The 25,815-nt window shown below is 58.4% G+C and carries 17 protein-coding genes; 9 read left to right on the top strand and 8 right to left on the bottom strand.

Annotated elements, in window-relative coordinates; all coding sequences use genetic code 11:
• Positions 1-39: 39 nt before the first annotated feature.
• Positions 40-1,125, bottom strand: a complete 1,086-nt coding sequence (gene serC / locus MHZ97_RS02255; protein ID WP_103795351.1) for a 3-phosphoserine/phosphohydroxythreonine transaminase — start codon at positions 1,123-1,125, stop codon at positions 40-42.
• A 311-nt stretch (positions 1,126-1,436) separates the two neighbouring features.
• Between serC and ycaO the strand changes: the two genes are divergently transcribed.
• The 4 genes from ycaO (at position 1,437) to pflA (ending at position 7,670) form a co-directional block, all read left to right on the top strand.
• On the top strand, positions 1,437-3,197 hold the full coding sequence (gene ycaO / locus MHZ97_RS02250; protein ID WP_239312294.1) for a 30S ribosomal protein S12 methylthiotransferase accessory factor YcaO: 1,761 nt from the start codon (positions 1,437-1,439) through the stop codon (positions 3,195-3,197).
• A gap of 360 nt (positions 3,198-3,557) precedes the next feature.
• Positions 3,558-4,418, top strand: a complete 861-nt coding sequence (focA, locus tag MHZ97_RS02245) for a formate transporter FocA (protein ID WP_103795349.1) — start codon at positions 3,558-3,560, stop codon at positions 4,416-4,418.
• A gap of 68 nt (positions 4,419-4,486) precedes the next feature.
• Positions 4,487-6,769 carry a formate C-acetyltransferase gene (pflB, locus tag MHZ97_RS02240; RefSeq protein ID WP_103795348.1) on the top strand — a complete coding sequence of 761 codons (2,283 nt, stop codon included), beginning with the start codon at positions 4,487-4,489 and terminating at the stop codon, positions 6,767-6,769.
• A gap of 160 nt (positions 6,770-6,929) precedes the next feature.
• The gene (gene pflA / locus MHZ97_RS02235; protein ID WP_103795347.1) at positions 6,930-7,670 is read left to right on the top strand and encodes a pyruvate formate lyase 1-activating protein; all 741 of its coding nucleotides are present in this window, start codon (positions 6,930-6,932) and stop codon (positions 7,668-7,670) included.
• Positions 7,671-7,730: 60 nt separating this feature from the next.
• Here pflA and MHZ97_RS02230 read toward each other — a convergent pair whose 3' ends face one another.
• The 6 genes from MHZ97_RS02230 to lrp form a co-directional block, all read right to left on the bottom strand.
• Positions 7,731-8,882 carry an MFS transporter gene (locus MHZ97_RS02230; RefSeq protein WP_103795572.1) on the bottom strand — a complete coding sequence of 384 codons (1,152 nt, stop codon included), beginning with the start codon at positions 8,880-8,882 and terminating at the stop codon, positions 7,731-7,733.
• A 302-nt stretch (positions 8,883-9,184) separates the two neighbouring features.
• Positions 9,185-10,477 carry a serine--tRNA ligase gene (gene serS, locus MHZ97_RS02225; RefSeq protein WP_103795346.1) on the bottom strand — a complete coding sequence of 431 codons (1,293 nt, stop codon included), beginning with the start codon at positions 10,475-10,477 and terminating at the stop codon, positions 9,185-9,187.
• A 90-nt stretch (positions 10,478-10,567) separates the two neighbouring features.
• Complete coding sequence (locus MHZ97_RS02220; RefSeq protein WP_103795571.1) at positions 10,568-11,911, bottom strand: replication-associated recombination protein A; 1,344 nt, start codon at positions 11,909-11,911, stop codon at positions 10,568-10,570.
• A 7-nt stretch (positions 11,912-11,918) separates the two neighbouring features.
• On the bottom strand, positions 11,919-12,530 hold the full coding sequence (lolA, locus tag MHZ97_RS02215; protein WP_103795345.1) for an outer membrane lipoprotein chaperone LolA: 612 nt from the start codon (positions 12,528-12,530) through the stop codon (positions 11,919-11,921).
• A 177-nt stretch (positions 12,531-12,707) separates the two neighbouring features.
• Entirely contained in the window at positions 12,708-16,370 is a 3,663-nt protein-coding gene (locus tag MHZ97_RS02210) for a DNA translocase FtsK 4TM domain-containing protein (protein WP_239312317.1), read from the bottom strand.
• Positions 16,371-16,489: 119 nt separating this feature from the next.
• Positions 16,490-16,984, bottom strand: a complete 495-nt coding sequence (lrp, locus tag MHZ97_RS02205) for a leucine-responsive transcriptional regulator Lrp (RefSeq protein WP_006118610.1) — start codon at positions 16,982-16,984, stop codon at positions 16,490-16,492.
• A 527-nt stretch (positions 16,985-17,511) separates the two neighbouring features.
• Between lrp and trxB the strand changes: the two genes are divergently transcribed.
• From trxB to infA, 5 genes are all read left to right on the top strand, one after another.
• Positions 17,512-18,480 (top strand): thioredoxin-disulfide reductase, encoded by a 969-nt coding sequence (gene trxB, locus MHZ97_RS02200; protein WP_103795343.1) that lies wholly within the window; start codon positions 17,512-17,514, stop codon positions 18,478-18,480.
• Between the two features lie 137 nt (positions 18,481-18,617).
• On the top strand, positions 18,618-20,390 hold the full coding sequence (gene cydD, locus MHZ97_RS02195) for a cysteine/glutathione ABC transporter permease/ATP-binding protein CydD (protein ID WP_239312336.1): 1,773 nt from the start codon (positions 18,618-18,620) through the stop codon (positions 20,388-20,390).
• On the top strand, positions 20,390-22,108 hold the full coding sequence (cydC, locus tag MHZ97_RS02190; RefSeq protein WP_239312373.1) for a cysteine/glutathione ABC transporter ATP-binding protein/permease CydC: 1,719 nt from the start codon (positions 20,390-20,392) through the stop codon (positions 22,106-22,108). The genes cydD and cydC overlap by 1 nt, the downstream gene beginning before the upstream one ends.
• 31 nt (positions 22,109-22,139) lie before the next feature.
• On the top strand, positions 22,140-22,832 hold the full coding sequence (gene aat / locus MHZ97_RS02185; RefSeq protein WP_239312394.1) for a leucyl/phenylalanyl-tRNA--protein transferase: 693 nt from the start codon (positions 22,140-22,142) through the stop codon (positions 22,830-22,832).
• Positions 22,833-23,179: 347 nt separating this feature from the next.
• On the top strand, positions 23,180-23,398 hold the full coding sequence (gene infA / locus MHZ97_RS02180) for a translation initiation factor IF-1 (RefSeq protein ID WP_002211347.1): 219 nt from the start codon (positions 23,180-23,182) through the stop codon (positions 23,396-23,398).
• 89 nt (positions 23,399-23,487) lie between these two features.
• Here the strand turns inward: infA and clpA are convergent, their stop codons facing one another.
• On the bottom strand, positions 23,488-25,764 hold the full coding sequence (gene clpA / locus MHZ97_RS02175) for an ATP-dependent Clp protease ATP-binding subunit ClpA (RefSeq protein WP_103795339.1): 2,277 nt from the start codon (positions 25,762-25,764) through the stop codon (positions 23,488-23,490).
• Positions 25,765-25,815 lie beyond the last annotated feature (51 nt).

The raw sequence follows: 25,815 nt of genomic DNA, 5'->3' as shown, positions 1-25,815 counted from the left end.
GTCTGAAGTCGGCGCAAGCGCCGACGCTACTGCTCAGGCTTAACCGTGGCGACGCGCGAAGTCCGCCATAAAATCGGTCAGCGCTTTAACGCCTTCCAGCGGCATCGCATTGTAGATCGATGCGCGCATGCCGCCTACTACGCGGTGGCCTTTCAGAGCGTGAAGCCCCGCGTTGAACGACTCCTCTAAAAAGAGGCTGTCCAGCGCGGCGTCCGCCAGCTGAAAAGGCACGTTCATACGCGAACGGTTTTCCGTCGCGACGTCGTTGCGGTAGAACGGGTTGCTGTCGATCAGGCCGTAAAGCAGGTCGGCTTTCGCCTGATTGATCTTGTCGATTTCGCCTACACCGCCCTTCTCTTTCAGCCATTTAAACACCAGGCCAGAGAGATACCAGGCAAAGGTCGGCGGGGTATTGAACATTGAGTCGTTCTCCGCCAGTACCTGATAGTCGAGAATAGAAGGAACCGACTGGCGGGCTTTGCCCAGCAGATCGTCGCGTACGATAACGATGGTCAGCCCGGCCGGGCCGATGTTCTTTTGCGCGCCGGCATAGATCACGCCATAACGATTGATGTCCAGCGGACGCGACAGAATGGTGGAGGAGAGATCGGCGACGACGATTTTGTCACCGAAGTCAGGCTGCTCGTCGATCGCGATGCCGTCGATGGTCTCGTTCGGGCAGTAGTGTACGTATGCGGCGTCGCTGCTGAGCGCCCACTGGCTCATCGGCAGGATAGCGCGCTTGCCGTCACGGGTGGTTTTGACATCCAGGGTGCGCGGCGTGCAATACTTTTCCGCTTCTTTGATGGCGCTGTGCGCCCAGTAGCCGCCGTCGACGTAATCCGCTGTGGTCGCCTCGCCCAGCAGATTGCCCGGCACCGCAGCGAACTGCGCGCGCGCGCCGCCGTGGCAGAATAAAACTTTGTAGTTAGCCGGGATTTTCAGAAGATCGCGTAAGTCCTGCTCCGCCTCTTCCGCTACCTTGAGAAACTCTTTGCTGCGATGGCTGATCTCCATAACGGAGGTCCCCAGACCGTGCCAGTTTGTCAGTTCTTGTTCTGCACGACGGAGCACTTCAACCGGCAGCATCGCTGGACCGGAACTAAAATTATAAATCTGCGTCATTTCCCCTCACCACGGTTATCCCAAACGGTTATGAATTGCTTACCGGTTTTATCACTGCCTTATGACGCCTGCAATGATAAATCGGGAAGGGATCACATTTTCTGAATCTGCCGCGCCGCAGCTTATGTTACAAATGTAATACAGCGCGAAATTTTGTGAGGCGACTCGTCAGGGGGAGAAAAAAGAGCGCTACTGCGACGTCTCTTGCGGGAAAATAGCGGGCAGAAATTTATCTCGTCTTCATAGCGCCACGACGGCAAAGTCCGTATCATTGCGCGCTTTACGCCCACTATATATGAGAGAGCGGCTCCATGACGCAAACGTTCATTCCCGGTAAAGACGCAGCACTGGAAGATTCCATCGCGCGCTTCCAGCAAAAGCTGGCCGACCTTGGCTTTAACATTGAAGAAGCCTCCTGGCTTAATCCGGTTCCTCACGTCTGGTCCGTGCATATTCGCGACCGCGATTGTCCGCTCTGCTTTACCAACGGCAAAGGCGCCAGTAAGAAAGCTGCGCTGGCCTCAGCGCTGGGCGAATATTTCGAGCGTCTCTCGACCAACTACTTCTTCGCCGATTTCTGGCTGGGTAAGTCGATCGCTAACGGCGACTTCGTTCATTACCCGGACGAGAAATGGTTCCCTCTGCCTGCTGACGGATCGCTGCCGGAGGGCATCCTGGATGCTCGCCTGCGCGCCTTTTACGATCCTGACAATGCGCTGACCGCGCCAGAGCTGGTGGATCTGCAGTCCGGCAACGCCGAGCGCGGCATCTGCGCCCTGCCCTTTACCCGCCAGTCCGATCAGCAGACCGTCTATATTCCGATGAATATCATCGGTAACCTCTACGTCTCTAACGGCATGTCGGCGGGCAATACGGCCAACGAAGCGCGCGTGCAGGGTCTTTCCGAGGTGTTTGAGCGCTATATCAAAAACCGCATTATCGCCGAAGCGATCAGCCTGCCGACCATCCCCGAGAGCGTGATGCAGCGCTATCCTGGCGTGGTGGAGGCGATTGCGCGCCTTGAAGCGGAAGGCTTCCCGATCTTCGCCTACGACGCTTCGCTGGGCGGCCACTATCCGGTGATCTGCGTGGTGCTGTTCAACCCGCAAAACGGCACCTGTTTCGCCTCGTTTGGCGCACATCCCGACTTCGGCGTCGCGCTTGAGCGTACCGTTACCGAGCTGCTGCAGGGCCGCAGCCTGAAAGATCTCGATGTCTTTACGCCGCCGACCTTCGACGATGAAGAAGTCGCCGAGCACGCCAACCTTGAGACGCACTTTATCGACTCCAGCGGCCTGATCTCCTGGGATCTGTTTAAAGAGAAAGCGGATTACCCGTTCGTCGACTGGTCGTTCAGCGGCACGACGCAGGAAGAGTTCGCTACCCTGATGGCGATCTTCCGCCAGGAAGGACAGGAAGTCTATATCGCGGATTACGATCATCTGGGCGTCTACGCCTGCCGCATTATCGTGCCGGGCATGTCCGATATCTATCCGGCAGAAGATCTGGTGCTGGCGAACAACAATATGGGCGCGAGCCTGCGCGAAACGCTGCTGGCGCTGCCCGCCAGCAACTGGAATCCGGAAGAGTATCTCGACTTGATCGCCCAGCTGGATGAAGAAGGCCATGACGACTTCACCCGCGTGCGCGAACTGCTGGGCCTGGCGAGCGGCAAGGACAACGGCTGGTACACGCTGCGTATCGGCGAGCTGAAGGCGATGCTGGCGCTGGCCGGCGGTGACCTCGACCAGGCGCTGATCTGGACCGAATGGACGATGGAGTTCAATGGTTCGATCTTTTCGCCGGAACGCGCCAACTACTACCGCTGCCTGCAGACGCTGTTGCTGCTGGCGATGGAGGATGAACGCGACCCGCTGCAGTATCACCACGCCTTTACACGCATGTATGGCGCGGACGCGCTGGAAGCGGCATCAGCGGCCATCAGCGGCGAAGCGCCCTTCTACGGGCTGCAGGCCGTCGACGACGATCTCAACGCCTTCCCGGCGCACCAGGCGCTGCTGCAGGCCTATGAAAAACTTCAGGCGGCAAAGCGTCGTTACTGGAAAAAGTAATAATGGACTCAGCCGTGCAAGGCTGAGTTAAACAGTTATGGCGCCAATATTATTGGCGCCATTTTTTTGTCATAAAATCCTTTTATTATTTCTGGTCGCTTATCCGCTTATTTTTTTAACACTATAGACTAGTCTGATAACATTTATTAACAATCAATACCCTGGCTGCCCTCCCACATTTCAAATAAGCTTATAAAAATTAAAAAATATTTATTATAACACATTCAATTACTTACATTATTTTTTCCGCTTACCGCCCTGCGCCGCGCCGCTCTCTTCTGGGCATATATGATCCAGATCAAATCCTGTCCTATACTCCTTTGTTAGTATTTTTCCAGACATCTTTTGGAGAGCGTTAGTGTGAAAGCTGACAACCCTTTTAATCTGTTATTACCGGCCGCAATGGCTAAAGTGGCGGAAGATGCTGGAGTTTATAAAGCCACTAAACATCCCCTGACCACGTTTTTCCTTGCCATCACCGCCGGCGTTTTTATTTCCATCGCCTTTGTTTTCTATATCACTGCCACCACCGGCACCGCAGGCATGCCCTACGGCGTGGCGAAGCTTATCGGTGGTATCTGCTTCTCGCTGGGGCTGATTCTGGTGGTGGTGTGCGGCGCCGATCTCTTTACCTCTACCGTGCTGATTGTCGTCGCGAAAGCGAGCGGTCGCATCACCTGGGGACAGCTGGCGCGCAACTGGATTAACGTCTATTTCGGCAACCTCGTGGGCGCGCTGTTTTTTGTCGCGCTGATCTGGTTCGCTGGCGAGCATATGACGGCCAACGGCGCATGGGGCCTCAATGTATTGCAAACCGCCGATCACAAAATGCACCACAGCTTTATTGAAGCCGTCTGCCTGGGCACGCTGGCGAACCTGATGGTCTGTCTGGCGGTCTGGATGAGCTATTCCGGCCATAGCCTGACGGATAAAACGCTGGCGATGATTCTGCCAGTCGCCATGTTCGTTGCCAGCGGCTTCGAACACAGCATCGCCAATATGTTTCTTATCCCGTTAGCTATCGTCATTCGCGACTTTTCCGGCCCGGCGTTCTGGCAAGCCGTCGGCACCAGCGCCGACCAGTTCCAGGCGCTTACGCCCGTCAACTTTATTCTCGACAACCTGATTCCGGTCACGCTCGGCAACATCATCGGCGGCGGCCTGCTGGTTGGGTTGACCTACTGGGTGATCTATTTACGCAACGGTTCTACCGCACATTAATGATTCTGACCGACGCCGCGTAGCTGGCGGCGCCAACGTAACGTCTTCTTAGATAAGGCAGGTATATCATGACCGATCTGAATACAAAACAGGCTGCGGCCTGGGAAGGATTCGCTCAGGGCGAATGGCAGAACAGCGTCAACGTTCGCGATTTTATTCAAAAGAACTATACGCCGTATGAGGGCGATGAGTCCTTCCTGGCTGGCGCCACCGAAGCGACCACTAAGCTATGGAACGACGTGCTGGAAGGCATTAAGATTGAGAACCGCACGCATGCGCCCGTCGATTTCGACACCGATCTCGCCTCAACCATTACCGCGCACGACGCGGGCTATATTAATAAATCGCTGGAAAAAATCGTCGGCCTGCAAACTGAAGCCCCGCTGAAACGCGCCATTATCCCGTTCGGCGGTATCAAAATGGTGGAAGGTTCCTGTAAGGTTTACGGCCGCGAGCTGGACCCTAACCTGAAAAAAATCTTCACCGAATACCGTAAAACCCATAACCAGGGCGTGTTCGACGTCTATACCCAGGATATCCTGCGCTGCCGCAAATCGGGCGTGCTGACCGGTCTGCCGGACGCCTACGGCCGTGGCCGCATCATCGGTGACTATCGCCGCGTCGCCCTCTACGGCATCGACTTCCTGATGCAGGACAAACTGGCACAGTTCCACTCGCTGCAGAACGATCTGGAAAACGGCGTAAATCTGGAAGCGACCATCCGTCTGCGTGAAGAGATCGCCGAACAGCATCGTGCGCTGGCCCAGATCAAAGAGATGGCGGCCAAATATGGCTGCGATATTTCCGGTCCGGCAACCAACGCGCAGGAAGCGGTACAGTGGACCTACTTCGGCTACCTCGCCGCGGTGAAATCGCAGAACGGTGCAGCTATGTCCTTTGGCCGCGTTTCTACCTTCCTCGATATCTATATCGAACGCGATATGAAGGCGGGCAAACTTACCGAAGAGCAGGCGCAGGAGCTGATTGACCATCTGGTAATGAAGCTGCGTATGGTGCGCTTCCTGCGTACGCCGGAATATGATGAACTCTTCTCCGGCGACCCTATCTGGGCAACAGAATCGCTGGCGGGCATGGGCGTCGACGGCCGTACGCTGGTGACGAAAAACACCTTCCGTTTCCTGAATACCCTCTACACCATGGGTCCATCGCCGGAGCCGAACATGACCATTCTGTGGTCAGAAAAACTGCCGGTGAACTTCAAGAAATATGCCGCCAAGGTCTCCATCGATACGTCATCGCTGCAGTATGAGAATGACGATCTGATGCGTCCAGACTTCAACAACGACGACTACGCCATCGCCTGCTGCGTCAGCCCGATGATTGTCGGTAAACAGATGCAGTTCTTCGGCGCGCGCGCCAACCTGGCGAAAACCCTGCTGTACGCAATCAACGGCGGCATGGATGAAAAAATGAAAATGCAGGTCGGCCCGAAAGAGGCACCTGTAATGGACGACGTGCTCGATTTCGATACCGTTATGGCGCGTCTGGACCACTTTATGGACTGGCTGGCGAAACAGTATGTAACCGCGCTGAACATCATCCACTACATGCATGATAAGTACAGCTACGAAGCTTCGCTGATGGCGCTGCACGATCGCGATGTCTATCGCACCATGGCCTGCGGTATCGCCGGTCTGTCAGTGGCTGCCGACTCGCTTTCCGCGATTAAATACGCCAAAGTAAAACCGGTCCGCGACGAAGATGGCCTGGCTATCGACTTCGAAATCGAAGGCGAATATCCGCAGTTTGGTAATAACGATCCGCGCGTCGATGACCTGGCCTGCGACCTGGTTGAACGTTTCATGAAGAAAATTCAGAAACTCGCCACCTACCGCAACGCCGTACCGACGCAGTCAGTGCTGACCATTACCTCTAACGTGGTTTACGGTAAGAAAACAGGTAACACCCCGGATGGTCGTCGCGCTGGCGCGCCGTTCGGACCAGGTGCTAACCCAATGCACGGCCGCGATCAGAAAGGCGCAGTCGCTTCGCTGACCTCTGTCGCTAAGCTTCCCTTCGCCTATGCGAAAGATGGTATTTCCTATACTTTCTCTATCGTGCCGAACGCGCTGGGTAAAGACGACAACGTACGTAAAGCTAACCTTGCCGGCCTGATGGATGGTTACTTCCATCACGAAGCGAATATCGAAGGTGGCCAGCACCTTAACGTTAACGTGATGAACCGCGAGATGCTGCTGGATGCGATGGAACACCCGGAAAACTATCCGCAGCTGACCATCCGCGTGTCCGGCTATGCCGTCCGCTTCAACTCGCTGACAAAAGAGCAGCAGCAGGATGTGATAACCCGTACCTTCACAAACTCGCTGTAAGCCTGACGCATTAAGCTGTAAAAAGGCTCCTTCGGGAGCCTTTTCTCCAAGGCCCGTTTTGTCTGCGATCTCACGGCAGAAATCAGTCAAAACCGACTTTATCATCAAGCACAACAGAGATTGTGCGCCTGCTGACAGGCTAACCTGGAGAAACATCGCAATGTCTTGCAAAGGTCGTATCCACTCATTCGAATCCTGCGGGACGGTTGACGGTCCCGGCATCCGTTTTATCACCTTCTTTCAGGGCTGCCTGATGCGCTGCCTCTACTGCCATAACCGCGATACCTGGGATACGCACGGCGGAAAAGAGATTACCGTCGAAGAGCTGATGAAGGATGTGCTTTCCTATCGCCACTTTATGAACGCGTCCGGCGGCGGCGTGACCGCGTCCGGCGGCGAGGCGATCTTACAGGCTGAGTTCGTACGCGACTGGTTCCGCGCCTGCAAAGCGGAGGGCATTCATACCTGTCTGGACACCAACGGCTTTGTGCGCCGCTACGATCCGGTGATAGACGAGCTGCTGGAGGTCACCGATCTGGTGATGCTCGATCTGAAACAGATCAACGACGACGTTCACCAGATTCTGGTCGGCGTCTCTAATCATCGCACCCTCGATTTCGCCCGCTACCTGCAGAAGAAAGGCAAGCGCACCTGGATTCGCTACGTAGTCGTGCCAGGCTACTCCGACGACGACGACTCGGCGCACCGGCTTGGGGAATTCACGCGGGATATGGATAACGTCGAGAAAATTGAGCTGCTGCCCTACCACGAGCTCGGCAAGCATAAATGGATTGCAATGGGCGAGGAGTACAAGCTCGACGGCGTGAAGCCGCCAACGAAAGAGACCATGGAGCGCGTGAAAAACATTCTCGCCAGCTACGGCCATCATGTGATGTATTAACAAAGAGGGAGCCCTGGGCTCCCTTTTCTTCGCCGTGCTTCAGACGGCTGTGCGGCAAAATCAGGCGTGCGCCACCGGCGTTGCCTGCTGATCGGCCTTACGCAGCAACATCATCAAATAGACCAGCGCCACTCCGGCGATCATCACAAACAGAATACGATCGGAATAGCTCTGCATCAGCACCGCCGTCATGCTGGGCCCCGCCAGGCTGCCGATGGTGTAGCTCAACAGCAGCGCCTGGTTCATCGCCACCAGCTCATGATGCGCCACGGTTTCACAGGCCCATGACATTGCTACCGGATAGAGGGTAAAACCCGCCAGCCCCAGCACAAAGAGCGCCGGTGCCATCGCGGCATTGGTGAGCATCGCTATCGCGCCGAGGATCACCACAAAGACCTGAACGCGCAGCACCAGCAGGCGGCCGAAGCGATCGGCCAGACGGCCTACCGGCCACTGTCCGACGATACCGGCGCTGACCAGCAGCGCCATCCAGTAGCCGACGTTGGCGTCGCTCATGCCCTGATGCGAGAGATAGAGCGGCATCAGGCCGTAGAGCGATCCCAGCACGATGCCGGAAATAATACAGCCGTTGATCCCGAGCCGTGAGCTACGACGACGCAGCATCGGCCAGATCTTGCCCGGCGCGGCTTCGGTCGCCTCGCCGGCGGCGGTGACTTTAACGAACACCAGCGGCAGAATAGCGCAGATCATCAGCGCGGTAAGCCAGGGAATAACGCTAAACAGCTCGGTCGAAACTTTGCTTACCAGCAGCTGGCCTGCCACGGTGCCCAGATAGTAGATAATCATATAGGCGGCCAGCAGCTGGCCCCGGTTGCGTACCGTGCCGCTGCAGAGCAGCGCGCTCTCGACCACCACCCAAATCAGCGCGCAGCCGATGCCGGCGCCGAAACGCAGAAGCGACCAGGCCCAGAAGCCATCCATCATCAATAAACCGGCGGTCGCCGCGGCAAACAGCGTGGTGGCCAGGTAGTAGCTGCGGTTAAAGCCGTAATGCTTGATCAGCCAGCCGGCCACCAGCGTGCCCGCCAGATTGCCGGTATAGAAAGAGGAACTCACTACGCCTACCTGCCAGGTCGCCAGCGCATCGTGAGTCAGCCACAGCGGAACCAGCGTATTGAGCACAGCAATTGCAACCGTCAGCAAAAGCAGGCCGCAAAGCAGCAGCACCACGGGACGTGACCATGTGGACATAGGGATAAAACCAAAGAAAAGAGAGGAAGTTGCGCGCAGTTTGCCACTGGCTAATTTAAAGGAAAAGCACAAAAAAATAGCGCAGCACATTTTGCTGCAAGATAATTTAATTTATTAATCTTCAGTAGGTTATAGAAGTGTCAAACCAGACGGGATTTAACGCTATCTCAATGAAAAACAGGCTTTTTAAGCGCGACGCTGCTGCACATGTCGATAACGTTTATTTCTGATAACTTTTCACCGCAGGCGGGCTCTGGATATAAAAAACCCGGACGGGTCCGGGCTTATTTATCACGCGCGTATCAGCCGATAAACTCTACGCCGTTCATATAGGGGCGTAACACTTCCGGCACCTGAATACGGCCGTCAGCCTGCTGATAGTTCTCCAGCACCGCTACCAGCGTACGGCCGACCGCAAGGCCAGAACCGTTGAGGGTATGCACCAGACGCGGTTTCTTGTCGGTTTTGCTGCGGCAGCGTGCCTGCATGCGGCGCGCCTGGAAATCCCACATATTGGAGCAGGAGGAGATCTCACGATAGGTATTCTGCGCCGGCAGCCAGACTTCCAGATCGTAGGTCTTGGCGGAGCCAAAGCCCATATCGCCGGTGCAGAGCAGCACTTTGCGGTACGGCAGGTTAAGCAGCTGCAGCACTTTCTCTGCGTGACCGACCAGCTCTTCCAGCGCATCCATTGACGTCTCAGGCGTGACGATCTGCACCATCTCCACCTTGTCGAACTGATGCATACGGATCAAGCCGCGCGTATCGCGACCGTAGGAGCCAGCCTCAGAGCGGAAGCAAGGCGTATGCGCGGTCAGTTTGATCGGCAGGCTTTCCTCTTCCACAATCTCGTCGCGCACCAGGTTGGTCAGCGGCACTTCCGCCGTCGGGATCAGCGCATAGTTGCTGCTCTCTGACTCCTCTTCCAGCGGTCGGGTATGGAACAGATCTTCGCCAAACTTCGGCAGCTGACCGGTGCCGTACAGAGTCGCGTGGTTAACCAGATAGGGCACGCTGGTTTCCAGATAGCCGTGCTGCTCAGTATGCAGATCGATCATAAACTGGCTCAGCGCGCGATGCAGACGGGCAATCTGTCCCTGCATTACCACAAAGCGCGAGCCGGTCAGCTTCACCCCGGAGGCGAAGTCGAGGCCTTTTGCCATCTCGCCCAGCTCGACGTGATCTTTGGCCGGGAAATCAAACTGGCGCGGCTCGCCCCAGCGGCTGACTTCCTGGTTCTCGCTGTCATCTTTGCCCAGCGGCACTTCATCCGCCGGCAGGTTTGGCAGTGCCAGCGTGAAATCACGAATTTCGTTTTGCAGGGCGTCCAGTTCCGCTTTAGCCGCGTCCAGGCGTTCGCCCAGCGCGTTCACTTCCTGACGCAGCGGCTCGATATCTTCCCCACGTGCTTTGGCCTGACCGATGGATTTGGATCGGGAGTTACGCTCAGCCTGCAGATTTTCCGTTTCGACCTGCAAGACTTTACGACGCTCTTCCAGGGAGCGCAGCGTTTCCACATCCAGTTTAAATCCTCGGCGTGCCAGTTTTTCTGCGACTGCGTCTGGCTCATTACGCAGCAGATTGGGATCGAGCATGCTTATCCTGTGTAATAAAAGGTTGAATAAAGGGACGCACTCCCGCTGGAATGCATTGAAATCCTTGCCCACCTTACCGTAACGTCTGTTTTAGCGGTAGCGTTTTGTCGGGCTATTTTGATCCTGTTCGGCCAGCCAGGCGAGCTTTTCGCCAATTTTACCTTCAAGCCCGCGCTGGGTCGGCTGGTAGTAGCGCGTCTGTGCCATTTCCGGCGGAAAATAGACCTCGCCAGCCGCATAGGCGTGCGCTTCGTCATGGGCGTAGCGGTACTCTTTGCCCAGCCCCATCTCTTTCATCAGCCGGGTTGGCGCATTACGCAGATGCTCCGGCACATCATAGTCGGGGTGCTCGCGCGCATCGCGCATCGCCGCCTTAAAGGCGTTGTAGACGGCGTTGCTTTTCGGGGCGCAGGCAAGGTAGACGATCGCCTGTGCGATAGCGCGTTCCCCCTCCGCAGGCCCAACGCGGGTAAAGCAGTCCCAGGCGGCGATTGCCACCTGCATTCCGCGCGGATCGGCGTTGCCGACATCTTCCGAGGCGATTGCCAGCAGCCGCCGCGCGACATAGAGCGGATCGCCGCCGGCGGTGATAATACGCGCATACCAGTAAAGCGCCGCATCCGGCGCGGAGCCGCGCACCGATTTATGCAGCGCGGAGATCAGGTCGTAAAAGCGGTCGCCTTTGTTGTCGAACCGCGCGGCGCGCTCGCCGGAGACCTCGGTCAGCAGCTGCGGCGTCAGCTCGCGTTTGCCCTGCGCGTTGATCTCCGCCATATCCGCCATCATTTCCAGCGTATTCAGGGCGCGGCGTGCATCACCGTTCACCAGCTCGGCGATCATACGTCGCGTATTGTCGGGCAGAAGAATATCGCTGTCGCCATAGCCGCGGGTTTTATCCTGCATCGCCTGATCGAGCACCTGCTCAATATCCTCTGTGGTCAGCGACTTCAGCAGATAAACGCGCGCGCGAGAGAGCAGCGCGGAGTTAAGCTCAAACGAGGGATTTTCGGTCGTGGCGCCAATAAAGGTGATGGTGCCGTCTTCAATATGCGGCAAAAACGCATCCTGCTGGCTTTTGTTGAAGCGATGCACTTCATCGACAAACAGAATAGTGCGGCGGCCAACCTGACGGCTGTGGCGCGCCCGCTCGATCGCTTCACGGATCTCCTTGACGCCCGAGGTGACGGCGGAGATACGCTCGACGTCGGCATTGCCGTAGCGCGCGATAATCTCCGCCAGCGTGGTTTTACCTGTACCCGGCGGCCCCCAAAGAATCATCGAGTGCAGATGGCCAGCCTCGATTGCGCGCGGCAAAGGCTTGCCGGGCGCCAGCAGATGCTGCTGCCCGATATACTGCTTAAGCGTTTCGGGGCGCATACGCGCCGCCAGCGGCTTAAAATCTTCAGAGGAAAAATCCAGAGACAGATTACCCACGCTCACCTCACTGACGCTGGTCGTCTACCGTCACCCCTTTAGGCGGCGTGAAGGTAAATTTATCTGGACTGATGGCGCCGTTTTTCTGACTTTTCAGCTGGTAGCTGCTGCGCTGACCGTCCTGCTCAATGGCGCTGAACTGATTGATGGTGCCCGACGGCGTGACCGACAGGGTAAACTGCTTGAGATTGCCATCGCTGTTTTTCGGCGTCAGCTCGAAGGTATCGCCCTGCTGCTTGATGTTGTACTGCTGCCAGTCGCTCGGCTGATTGCGCGCAATCAGCATAAAAGGCGTATTGCTGGTGGCATTTTTCAGCAGGCTGACGCTGGCCTGTTCAACAAACGGGTTATAGAACCACAAATTTTTGCCGTCAGAGATAATCACGCTCTCGTCCGGCGCGGTCATGTGCCAGTTAAACAGGCTGGGACGCTTCACCCAGAGCTCGCCCTCGCCTTCCTGCACGCTGGCGCCGCTGCTGTCGGTCACTTTTTGGCTGAAGCTGGCGTGGAAGCTGTTCACTTTGTTCAGTCGCTGCTGCAGATCGCTGGAAGCATCCGCCATTACGCTGGCAGAGGCAAAAACGGCCAACAGGCCAGGCACGATTACGCTTAATTTCATCCGCTTCAATTCCTTATTTATCTCTATCCAGTGAATACCGTTTTAATTCTGGTCGCCGTTTTGGCATTGGGCCAGGAGAAAAACCCGAAAGCTTTCTCTGATATAAGGGGTAAATGTCGCCTGAACAATGGGCCAGTAAAAACTGGCCCATGATTGTTTGTTGCAAAGCGTTTCGCGTTACATGTCGTGCGGCGGCGGCGAGAGCACCTCTCGGTTGCCGTTGTGGCCTGGCTCCGAGACGATGCCCTGCGCTTCCATCTGTTCGATAATGCGCGCGGCGCGGTTATAGCCGATACGGAACTGACGCTGTACGCCAGAGATAGAGGCGCGACGCTTGTCGACCACAAAGGCCACCGCCTGATCGAACAGCGGATCCAGCTCCTCATCGCCTTCCAGGCCGCCAGCACCGCCCTCGCTCTCTTCGCCCGCGGTAATGCTTTCAATGTATTGCGGACGTCCGCGCGCCTTCCAGTCCTGCACCACGGCGTGCACTTCCTGATCGCGCACGAATGCGCCGTGCACGCGCACCGGCATGGAGGAGTTAGGCGGCATATAGAGCATGTCGCCCATGCCCAGCAGCGATTCGGCACCGCCCTGGTCGAGGATGGTACGGGAGTCGATCTTGCTTGAAACGGTAAAAGCGATACGCGTTGGAATGTTGGCCTTGATCAGACCGGTAATCACGTCCACTGACGGGCGCTGCGTCGCCAGCACCAGGTGAATGCCCGCTGCACGCGCTTTCTGCGCCAGACGCGCGATCAGCTCTTCAACCTTTTTACCGACCGCCATCATCAGGTCAGCGAACTCATCCACCAGCACCACGATATAAGGCAGTTTTTCCAGCACCGGCGGCGTAATATCCATGCTGTCGCCCGGCTTCCAGAACGGATCGGGAATCGGACGGCCCATCGCTTCCGCCTGTTCCACTTTTTCGTTGTAACCTGCGAGGTTACGCACGCCAAGCGCCGACATCAGCTTATAGCGCCGCTCCATCTCGCCGACGCTCCAGCGCAGCGCGTTAGCTGCGTCTTTCATGTCGGTGACAACTTCGGTCAGGAGATGCGGAATGCCTTCATAGACCGACAGCTCGAGCATTTTCGGGTCGATCATGATAAAGCGCACCTCTTCCGGCGTCGCCTTGTAGAGCATGCTGATGATCATGGTGTTAACGCCCACCGACTTACCGGAACCGGTGGTACCGGCGACCAGCAAGTGCGGCATTTTCGCCAGATCGGCAACCACCGGCTGACCGGCAATATCTTTACCCAGCACCACTGAGAGCGGCGACGGGTTATCACGGAATTTGGCGCAGTCGAGCACTTCGCGCAGATAGACCGTCTGGCGATGTTTGTTAGGCAGCTCCAGGCCAACATAAGGCTTGCCTGGGATCACCTCAACCACGCGCACGGCAACTGCCGAGAGCGAACGCGCCAGATCGCGCGACAGGTTAGAGATGCGCGCGGCCTTAACGCCCGGCGCCAGATCGAGTTCAAACCGGGTAATCACCGGACCCGGTGAAATACCCACCACCTCAGCCTTCACGCGATAGTCGCCCAGGCGCGCTTCGACCAGGCGCGCCGTTTGCTCCAGCGCAAACATATCGACCGGCTCCTCTTCCGCTGGCGGCGAGGTCAGCAGATCGAGCGTCGGCAGCGGCGTAGAGGGTTTCTCCAGCGGCTGGTTATGACGCATCAGGAAAGGATGGATCAGGCTGTTATCCAGCGAGCCGGGCTGCGTCGCCGACGGCTGTGCAGCGGCAGGTGCAGGCGTCTGAGACGCAGGCTCTGCGGCGGCCGGCGCGTAAGCAGCAGCCGCAGGTTCAAAGGCGGCGGCAGGTTCAAACGCGGCGGAAACTGTCGGCGCGGCCACGGAAACCGCTGGCTGAGCAGCCGGCGCTTCCACGGGCTGTTGCCACGGCGTATGGGTCGCCGCAGGCGCTTCAGGCTCCGGCGTGCTGGCGATGGTGAAGAGCGGTTCATTCGGCCCCTCATCCACCAGATCTTTCATAGGCGAGAAGTCGAACGCGGCGGAGGTATCCAGGCTAAAGGCAGGCGTCTTCTCTTCCTGCTCTTCAGTGCCATAACGCTGCTGCTGCTGAGCGGCGAACTGCTGCGCCAGCGCAGCCTGCTCCATCGCCGCTTCTGCGTCGGGCTCCTCTTCCTGCTGCCAGCTCTCACCGTAGCGCTGCTGCTGCTGGCTGGCGAACGCGTCACGCAGCTGCGCCTGCTCTTCAGCCTGCTGCTGCTGTTCAGTCCATTCGGCATGCGCCTCTGCAGGCCGATCGGCCTCGGCGCGCTGCTGCTCCTGCGCTTTGGCTTTTTCTTCCGCCATACGCTGAGAAGGCAGCTTGATGCCGTAAGAGGCAAGCTCGCGGCGCGTGGGCAGTTTTACCGGATTAGGACGCGGCAGGGCCGGCCCAATGCCCTGCTTCACCTGAGGATTGTGAGTAGCTTCAGGGACAACATCGAACAGCGGCGCTGATGCGGCCTGGCCGGCGGCGGCCGTTGTGCCTGCCGCAGCGGTCATATCGGCATCGCGCCAGTTGCCCATCTGCGGACCATCATCCTCTTCCCAGCCGGTAAAGGCGGGCGCAGCGGGCTCCTGAGGCAGATCGAAATGATAGCGAGGCGGCTCGGCGGGCTGAACCGGCGCCGGGGTAAAGGCGCTGGTGGTCTGCTGAGGTGCGGTGAACGGGCTGGCCGCCGCAGAAGATGTGGCCGCGGCCGACGTGGCAGCAGGCATGACGCTACCTGGAGTCGATATCGCAGCGCCGAAAGCCGGTGCTGCCGCAGGAGTCGCGGTTGCGGCAGTAGCAGAAGCCAGAGTTGCTGCGGTAGCCGGAGCTGCAGCAGCAGCGGAAGTCAGGGCTGCTGCGGGAGCCGGGGTTGCGGCAGCAGCGGGAATGGTGGTTGCAGCTGCAGCGGGAGCCTGCGCCGCCGCAGGTTCAGCTGACAAAGCCGCACCGGCGGCCGCTGTAGCGGCAGTCGAGACGGGCGACGCCACAGCAGATACGCCCGCAGCCTGGGCGGCTGACGTCAGCGCGGCGTCCGTCGCCGCAGCGGCTTTCGCCAGCAGCGGATCGGCCGTCTGCGGGACGGCGTGGCCAGCCTGCGCGCGCGGCGCGGCGAGCAGCACGTCTTCTTCATCCTGCGCGGTCGCCTCAAAGCGCGGCGCGACGTCAGCGTCGAAGTCATCCTCCTCTTCCTGCCACGGCTCGTCGCGACGCGAACGGTTGCTGGCGAACGTCAGCACGCCCATCACCACGCCGCCGATGCGCTCGGCGATAGTCAGCCATGACCAGCCGGTATAAAGCGTAATGCCTGCCGCCCAGACGCACAGCAGCGCCAGCGTACCGGTAGCCGGCGTGAACCACGGCGCGATGGCGTTGCTCACCAGGCTGCCGATAACGCCGCCGGAGGCGAAATACCAGATATCGTCGGCGTTGAGCGCGGCCAGGCCGCAGGTGGTCACCACCAGCGCCAGAACGCCGATCAGGCGCAGGCCGATAGCGAAATAGTCGATGTAATCCTGCTGATCGCGCTGGCGGAAGGCGATCCAGCACAGACCCACAATCACTGGCGGAATAGCGTAGGCCATCACGCCGAAGATAAACAGCAGCGTATCCGCCAGCCAGGCCCCCACGCCGCCGCCGAGGTTATGAATCGGCTCATGCCAGGCAGTTTGCGACCAGCTCGGATCGGAAGGATTGAAGCTGACGAGCGAGACCATCAGATAGACGGCGAAAAGCGAGACGAGAATAAGCAACGCTTCCAGCAGACGGCGTCCGCTGCTCAGCGGTTTTAACGAAACTTCTTTGTCTTCTGTGTATTCCTGGCTCAAGAGAACTCTCCAGGTGCCTGTAAATTATGAAGGCAACAGCGTCGGGCAAGCCCGACGCTGGTCCTGTATGAATTCACAGGAGTGTATCGAAATATCGCAGGTTTTGCACCTGCGCTGCGTTATCGGGTTTTAATCACCAGCCGATTACTCTGTTTGACCTCTTCCATCACCACGTAAGTGCGGGTGTCGTTGACCCCCGGCAGGCGCAGCAGGGTTTCGCCAAGCAGCTTACGGTAGGCGGACATATCCGGCACGCGCGTTTTCAGCAGGTAGTCGAAGTCGCCGGAAACCAGGTGACACTCTTGAGTTTCCTCAAGTTTTTGCACAGCGGCGTTAAACTGTTCAAACACATCCGGCGCACCACGATTCAGAGTAATCTCAACGAAAACCAGCAGTGATGCATCAAGATAGTGCGGGTTAAGTTGCGCGGTATAGCCAAGAATAAAACCCTGACGTTCCAGACGACGCACACGCTCAAGACATGGCGTGGGCGATAATCCTACGCGTTTGGAAAGCTCTACGTTGGAAATACGACCATCTTTCTGAAGCTCATTCAGAATGTTTCTGTCGATTCTGTCGAGATCTTTTCCGGGGCGTTTCTTATTGTCTACCATTATTATTGTCTCTCTTAATTCCTTCCCTTTACCTGCCGCGCCCTGGAAACGTTCACTGTTCAAGGCATTAGTGAAGCGACGAATCAGAGCCTGTGCGCTGTCGCGCATCCATCCGCATGACGCATGTTGTCTGTCCACATCATGCGTCATTACCCATGTCAGGCTGTAATTTATCGGGAACAAAGGGCAAAACGAGGAACGAAATCCTGTTTTGACTCTCTCCTTCTTCTTCGCTTCTGCCATTGTTTTCGCAAAAGCGCAGGCGATTGTCAAAGTAAAAAGACCAAATTCAGTACAAGATGCCAGACAGACCGCTGGGTAACTGTTTTTAAATGAGAATTTTTATACTTTTGCACCAGTAAAAGCCGATTATTGCCCCTTTTTAGCGCAGCCGGCGTGCAGAACCCGCCGTTATCGTCTACGCCGCTTGCAGCTATCGGTAACAAAATTCCCCAGCCCTTTTTTTGCCACGGTAAATTCCCTACAATTCCAGGTCATGTTGTCAGCCGAATGAAACTGAGGATCATATGAGTACGGCCAAACACAGTAAATTGCTCATTCTGGGCTCAGGCCCGGCGGGTTATACCGCAGCGGTCTATGCTGCTCGCGCTAACCTGAATCCGGTGCTGATCACCGGCCTCGAAAAAGGCGGTCAGCTGACCACCACGACCGAGGTAGAGAACTGGCCCGGCGACCCGCACGATCTCACTGGTCCCTCGCTGATGGAGCGCATGCATGAGCATGCCGAGAAATTCAATACCGAAATCATTTTCGACCATATTCACACCGTCGATCTGCAGAACCGTCCGTTCCGTCTTACTGGCGACAGCGCGGAATATACTGCCGACGCGCTGATTATCGCCACCGGCGCATCGGCGCGCTATCTGGGCCTGCCTTCCGAAGAGGCGTTTAAAGGCAAAGGCGTTTCCGCCTGCGCCACCTGCGACGGCTTCTTTTACCGCAACCAGAAAGTAGCGGTAATCGGCGGCGGTAACACCGCCGTGGAAGAGGCGCTCTATCTGGCGAACATCGCGGCGGAAGTGCATCTGATCCACCGTCGCGACAGCTTCCGCGCGGAAAAAATCTTGATCGATCGCCTGATGGAAAAAGTGAACAGCGGCAATATCGTGCTGCATACCCATCGCACGCTGGAAGAGGTAGTCGGCGACCAGATGGGCGTGACCGGCCTGACGCTGCGCTCGACGCTGAACGAAGCGGAAACCGAGTCGCTTGAGGTGGCGGGCCTGTTCGTCGCCATCGGGCACAGCCCGAACACGGCCATTTTCGAAGGTCAGCTGGCACTGGAAAACGGCTACATCAAGGTGCAGTCGGGCCTGCACGGCAACGCTACCCAGACCAGTATTCCCGGCGTATTTGCCGCGGGCGACGTCATGGACCATATCTATCGCCAGGCGATCACCTCTGCCGGGACCGGCTGTATGGCCGCGCTGGACGCCGAGCGTTATCTCGACGGTCTGGTTAAAAACGATCGGTAAGTTGTTAATTAGCTGATCTAACTTATACGGGGCGACTGTTTTTCAGTCGCCTTTTTTTATGCCTCCGTGCTAGATTCAGGCGCCTGAAGAGCTACCTTCTTATCCTTTTTTGGGTATCGACAACGCTACGGTCTCGCATGAACAAAACCCGGCAACAGGAACTGACCCGCTGGCTGCGCCAGCAACGCGCTTACGGCGGCCGCTGGCTGCGGCTGACGTCGCTGTTTGGACTGGCGAGCGCGCTGGCGATTATCGCCCAGGCCTGGCTGCTCGCCTTTTTGCTGCAGGCGCTGATTGTCGAACAGCGGCCGCGCGGCGATCTGCAGCTCCCCTTCGCGCTTTTGCTGCTCTGCTTTGCGCTGCGCGCGCTGCTTAACTATGCGCGCGAGGCTGCAGGCTTTCGCGCCGGCCAGGCAATTCGCCAGGCGCTGCGCCAGCAGGTGCTGGATCGCCTCTCCGCGCTCGGGCCGGCGTGGATCCGCGGCAAACCGGCAGGCAGCTGGGCGACGCTGCTGCTGGAGCAAATTGAAGAGATGCAGGAGTATTACGCGCGCTATCTGCCGCAGATGACGCTGGCGGCGCTGATCCCCTTATGCATTCTGCTGACCCTTTTCCCACTCAACTGGGCCGCTGGCCTGATCCTGCTGGTGACCGCACCGCTGATCCCGCTGTTTATGGCGCTGGTCGGCATGGGCGCGGCTGACGCCAACCGCCGCAACTTCGTTGCGCTGGCGCGCCTTAGCGGCGATTTCCTCGACCGCCTGCGCGGACGTGAAACCCTGCGCCTGTTCCATCGCGCCGAAGCGGAAACCGCCGCCATCGCCGTCTCCACCAGCGATTTTCGCCAGCGCACCATGGAAGTGCTGCGGCTCGCCTTCCTCTCCTCCGCCGTGCTGGAGTTTTTCGCCTCGCTGGCGATTGCGGTGGTCGCGGTTTACTTCGGCTTCTCCTATCTCGGCGAGCTTCATTTTGGTACCTGGGGTAGCGGCGTAACGCTGTTTGCCGGTTTCGTCGCCCTGATTCTCGCGCCGGAGTTCTTTCAGCCGCTGCGCGATCTCGGCGTGTTTTATCATGCGAAAGCGCAGGCGGTGGGCGGTGCGGATGCCCTGGAGCGCTTTATGCGCGAGAGCCCGCAGCCTGCTGCGGCCGACGAGGGTGCAGCGGAGTTGCCTGACGACGCGGCTCTGACTCTTGTCGCTCAGGATTTAATTCCCCTGAGCGCGGAGGGCAAAAAGCTGTGCGGCCCGTTCGACTTTACCCTTGCGGCCGGGGAGCGCGTGGCGCTGGTCGGCCAGAGCGGCGCAGGCAAAACCGTGCTGATGAATGTGCTGCTCGGCTTCCTGCCCTATCAGGGATCGCTGCGCGTCAACGGCGTCGAGCTGCGCGAGATGAGCCGCGCCTACTGGCAGCGGCAGATCGCCTGGCTCGGACAAAACCCGCAGTTGCCCGCCGGGACGCTGCAGGAGAATATTGTGATGGGAAACAGGCGAGACGAGATCGATCTGCATGCCCTGCTCTCTGACTGCGGCGTCAGCGAATTCTTGCCGCGCCTCTCGGCAGGCTTACAGACGCCGGTCGGCGACGACGGCGCGGGGCTTTCCGTTGGCCAGGCGCAGCGCATCGCGCTGGCGCGCACCCTCTACAAGCCTGCGCGTCTGCTGCTGCTGGACGAGCCCGCCGCCAGCCTCGACAGCCGCAGCGAGCAGCATGTAATGCGTGCGCTTGACAGCGCGTCGCGCCGCCAGACGACTCTGATGATTACTCACCAGCTCGATGCGCTGCAGCAGTGGGACGCGGTCTGGGTGATGCAGGATGGCAGGCTGGTGCAGCAGGGCTGCTGGCGCGAGCTGGCCGCCGAGCCGGGCCCGTTTCGCCAGATGGTCTCGCATCGTCAGAAGGAGATTTGCTGATGTCCGCTCTGCGTCCTTTCCTGCGCCTGTTTTTGCGTCATCCGTGGCGGCTGTCGCTGGGCGTGCTGCTCGCTATCGTAACGCTGCTCGCCAGCATCGGCCTGCTGGCGCTGTCGGGCTGGTTCCTTGCCGCCTCCTCGCTGGCGGGCCTCGCCGGACTCTACAGTTTTAACTATATGCTGCCGGCCGCGGGCGTTCGCGGCGCGGCGATCACACGCACCGCCGCGCGCTATTTCGAACGGCTGATCAGCCATGACGCCACTTTTCGCGTGCTGCAACACCTGCGCGTCTTTACCTTCAGCCGGCTTATCGCGCTGGCGCCGGGTCAGCTGGCGGCGTTTCGCCAGGGCGATCTGCTGAACCGTTTTGTTGGCGATGTCGACACGCTCGACCACCTGTATCTGCGGGTCATTGCGCCGCTGGCTGGCGCGTTCGTGGTAATTGTGGTGGTCACGCTGGGCATCAGCCTGCTGGACGTGCGGCTGGCGCTGACGCTGGGCGGCGTCATGCTGACCACGCTGCTGCTGTTGCCGCCGCTGTTTTATCAGCTGGGCGCGCCGGCCGGGCGTGCCATTGCGCAGCAGCGCGCGCAGTGGCGCCTGCGGCTGATGCACTGGCTGAGCGGACAGGCTGAACTGGCGATTTACGGGCTCTCCGATCGCTGGCGTGAGCAGCTCGACCGCGACGAAGCGCGCTGGCAGAAAGCGCAGCAGCAGCAGCAGCGCCTGCAGGCGCTGTCGCAAAGCCTGCTGCTGCTGATAAGCGGTGCCACCGTGACGCTGCTGCTGTGGATGAGCGCGGGTAGCCCCTCATCCGGCGCGCTTATCGCACTGGTGGTCTTTTGCGCGCTGGCCGCCTTCGAAGCGATGGGCCCGGTCGCCGGCGCCTTTTTGCCGCTGGCACAGGTGATCGCCGCAGCAGAGCGCGTCACCGGCATTATCGAGCAGACGCCCGCCATTCGCTTTCCGGCCAGCGCGCGCTGTGCAGCGGGCAGCCTCTCGGTGGCGATCGACAACGTTACTTTCCGCTATCCGCACCGCCCCGAAGCGGTGCTGGATCGGTTTTCGCTGCAGGTGCGAGCGGGCGAACGCGTAGCGCTGCTCGGCCCCACCGGCTGCGGCAAATCCACCCTGCTGTCGCTACTGACGCGCGCCTGGGACACAGAGGCGGGATCGATCGCGCTGCAGGGGATTGCGCTGCGCAGCTGGGACGAAAAATCGCTTCGTCAGCGCATCAGCGTGGTCACCCAGCGCGTGCATCTGTTTAACCAGACGCTGCGCGAGAACCTGCGCGTCGCGCGTCCCGATGCCAGCGATGCGCAGCTCAGCGACGTGCTGCGCCAGACCGGCCTGACGCGGCTGCTGGAGAACGAAGAGGGACTTAACGCCTGGCTTGGCGAAGGCGGTCGTCCGCTGTCAGGCGGCGAACTGCGTCGCCTGGCGATTGCCCGTGCGCTGCTGCACAACGGCGATCTCTGGCTGCTGGACGAGCCTACCGAAGGACTCGACGCCGCCACCGAACATCAGATTCTGGCGCTGCTGCAGCAGGTCACCGCTGGCAAAACCCTGATCCTGGTGACGCACCGGCTGACCGGGCTGGAAGCGATGGATCGCATCTGCGTAATGGAAAACGGCCTGATTGTTGAACAGGGCACGCATAACGAATTAATCTCAAAAGAGGGGCGCTACTGGCTTTTCCAGCAGCGCTTTGCGCTATAGTCTTAGCGAAAAAGCGACGAGTAGAGATGCGATGAGACTGGTGCAACTGTCACGGGAATCCCTTCATTTTCCACCGCCGGAGATGGCGCTGCGCGAGCCGAACGGCCTGCTGGCGATGGGCGGCGATCTCTCCCCTGCCCGCCTGCTCAGCGCCTACCAGCACGGCATCTTCCCCTGGTTTTCGCCGGGCGATCCGATTTTGTGGTGGTCGCCCGATCCGCGCGCGGTATTGCTGCCGGAATCTTTTCACCTCAGCCGCAGCATGGCGCGCTTTCATCGCCGCTCACCGTTCCGCGTAACGATGAATCAGGCCTTTTTCGAGGTGGTAGAAGGCTGCGCCGCCGGCCGCCAGGAAGGCACCTGGATCACCTTCGAGGTGAAGCGTGCCTGGCAGCGTCTCTACGAGCTGGGCCATGCCCACTCCGTCGAAGTCTGGCAGGATCAGCAGCTGGTGGGGGGCATGTACGGCCTCGCGCTGGGGCAGATATTCTGCGGCGAATCGATGTTCAGCCGCGCCGAGAACGCCTCGAAAACCGCTCTCTGGGTCTTTTGCCAGCATTTTATTAAATATCAGGGCAGGCTGGTGGATTGCCAGGTTTTAAATCCACACACCGCCTCGCTGGGGGCGCGCGAGATCCCGCGTGTCGACTATTTGCAGTATGTTCAGACCCTTGCCTGGCAGCCTGTCAGTGCCGGTTGCTGGCGTACTCAGACCCTTTTTTAAGCCCGCGCAGATGTTTTGCACACAATCAGGCGTAAAAGTGGTATAATAGTCGCGTTTGGTATGTCGTCCGCGCTTCGCAACGGCGAGCCGGAATTGCCAGGCTGGGAATCACAACGCACTCCCGGAACTGTTTCAGATGAGCGCGTGTTACCGCCTACTGATGCAGATTCTTAGCCCGTTAATCCCCCGCAGACGTCACATAAACACCCGAATTTAACCGAGATGCTCGTGCCCTCGCGCGAAGCACGGCGAAGCGTTGGCCTTACCGCCAACGTTTCTTTACATAAATCGTGGAATTCGGCATTATCTTGCCGGTTCACTGAAAGCTAGTCCACCCAGAGGATTCGATGGCCAAAGAAGACAATATTGAAATGCAAGGTACCGTACTTGATACGTTACCTAACACCATGTTCCGTGTAGAACTCGAAAACGGTCACGTGGTTACCGCTCATATCTCCGGTAAAATGCGCAAAAACTATATCCGCATCCTGACGGGCGACAAAGTGACTGTTGAGCTGACCCCGTACGACCTGAGCAAAGGCCGCATTGTCTTCCGTAGTCGCTAAGCGGCTTCGTTTCGCTTTCGCCGCCTGAAAGGCGGTGAAAAAAAAGGCCAGATTCGCATCTGGCCTTTTCTATTTCTACCGTACGGCGTTTAGTGAACCGTGCCTTCCGTTTTGCGTTTTTCCGCGCTGAGGAAGTGGTAGGTCAGCTGATTCTTCTCTTTGTCGAGCGCCACAGAGACCGATCCGCCATCCACCAGCGAGCCGAACAGCAATTCGTTGGCCAGCGGTTTCTTGAGGTTTTCCTGCACCGTACGCGCCATCGGACGCGCGCCCATCGCCTTGTCGTAGCCCTTCTCCGCCAGCCAGTCGCGCGCTTCGTCGCTGACCTCCAGCGAAACGCCCTTCGCATCCAGCTGCGCCTGCAATTCGACAATAAACTTGTCCACGACCTGATGGATAACTTCCGGTGACAGGTGGCGGAACCAGATAATGTTGTCGAGACGGTTGCGGAACTCCGGCGTAAAGATCTTTTTGATCTCTTCCATGGCGTCGGTGCTGTTGTCCTGATGGATCAGACCAATCGACTTACGCTCGGTTTCACGTACGCCCGCGTTTGTGGTCATCACCAGCACCACGTTGCGGAAGTCCGCTTTACGCCCGTTGTTATCCGTCAGCATGCCGTTATCCATCACCTGCAGCAGCAGGTTAAAGACGTCCGGATGCGCTTTCTCGATTTCATCGAGCAGCACCACCGCATGCGGATGTTTGATCACCGCATCGGTCAGCAGACCGCCCTGATCGAAGCCGACATAGCCCGGAGGCGCACCAATCAGGCGGCTCACCGTATGACGTTCCATATATTCGGACATATCGAAGCGCAGCAGCTCAATGCCGAGCGCCTTCGCCAGCTGAACCGTAACCTCGGTTTTCCCGACGCCGGTCGGACCGGCAAACAGGAAGGAGCCGACAGGTTTGCGATCCTGGCCCAGTCCGGCGCGGCTCATTTTGATCGCTTCAGTCAGGGCTTCAATGGCGTTATCCTGGCCGAACACCAGCATCTTCAGGCGGTCGCCGAGATTTTTCAGGGTGTCACGGTCGGTAGCTGAAACGCTCTTCTCAGGGATACGCGCAATACGCGCCACCACGGTCTCAATATCAGAGACGTTAATGGTCTTCTTACGCTTGCTGGCCGGCATCAGACGCGCACGCGCGCCCGCCTCATCGATCACGTCGATCGCCTTGTCCGGCAGATGACGGTCGTTGATATATTTCACCGCCAGCTCAACCGCAGCGCGTACCGCTTTCGCGGTGTAACGCACGTCGTGATGCGCTTCATACTTCGGCTTGAGACCGTTCAGGATCTGCACGGTTTCGTCCAGCGTCGGCTCCGTGATATCGATCTTCTGGAAGCGACGCGCCAGCGCGCGATCTTTTTCGAAGATATTGCTGAACTCCTGATAGGTGGTAGAGCCCATCACGCGGATTTTCCCGCTGGAGAGCAGCGGCTTGATCAGGTTAGCCGCATCGACCTGGCCGCCGGACGCCGCGCCTGCACCGATGATGGTATGGATTTCATCGATAAACAGAATGCTGCTGTTGTCCTGCTCCAGCTGCTTCAGCAAGGCTTTAAAGCGCTTCTCGAAGTCACCGCGATATTTTGTGCCCGCCAGCAGCGAACCGATATCGAGCGAGTAGATGGTGCAATCCTTCATCACTTCCGGCACGTCGCCCTGCACGATGCGCCAGGCCAGGCCTTCCGCGATGGCGGTTTTACCGACGCCCGATTCACCCACCAGCAGCGGGTTGTTTTTACGACGGCGGCACAGCACCTGAATGGTACGCTCCAGCTCTTTGTCGCGACCAATCAGCGGATCGATTCCGCCGACGCGAGCAAGCTGATTAAGATTGGTGGTGAAGTTTTCCATACGATCCTCCCCGCCTGCTTGCTCTTCGTTAACCGGATTCTCACTGTGCGGCGCCTGACCAGGTTCGTCTTTACGCGTACCGTGAGAGATGAAGTTCACCACGTCAAGGCGGCTCACTTCATGCTTACGCAGCAGATAGGCCGCCTGCGACTCCTGCTCGCTGAAGATGGCGACCAGCACATTGGCGCCAGCGACTTCGCTGCGGCCCGATGACTGGACATGGAATACCGCGCGCTGCAGTACGCGCTGGAAGCTGAGCGTAGGTTGGGTATCGCGCTCCGCTTCACTGGCGGGCAGCACCGGTGTGGTTTGTTCGATGAACGCTTCGAGTTCTTGCCGCAGGGCGACAATATCGACGGTACAGGCTTCCAGTGCCTCTCTGGCCGACGGGTTGCTGAGCAGAGCCAGCAACAAATGCTCGACGGTCATAAACTCATGACGGTGCTCACGCGCTCTGGCGAAAGCCATGTTTAAACTGAGTTCCAGTTCTTGATTGAGCATAGGCACCTCCCCCAATTATCGCTCTGACAACCTCACCTTAACTATATGAGG

Source organism: Pantoea sp. ACRSC (genome assembly GCF_022346785.1).
GTDB lineage: Bacteria > Pseudomonadota > Gammaproteobacteria > Enterobacterales > Enterobacteriaceae > Pantoea > Pantoea alvi.
This window is presented reverse-complemented; position numbering and strand designations above follow the sequence as displayed.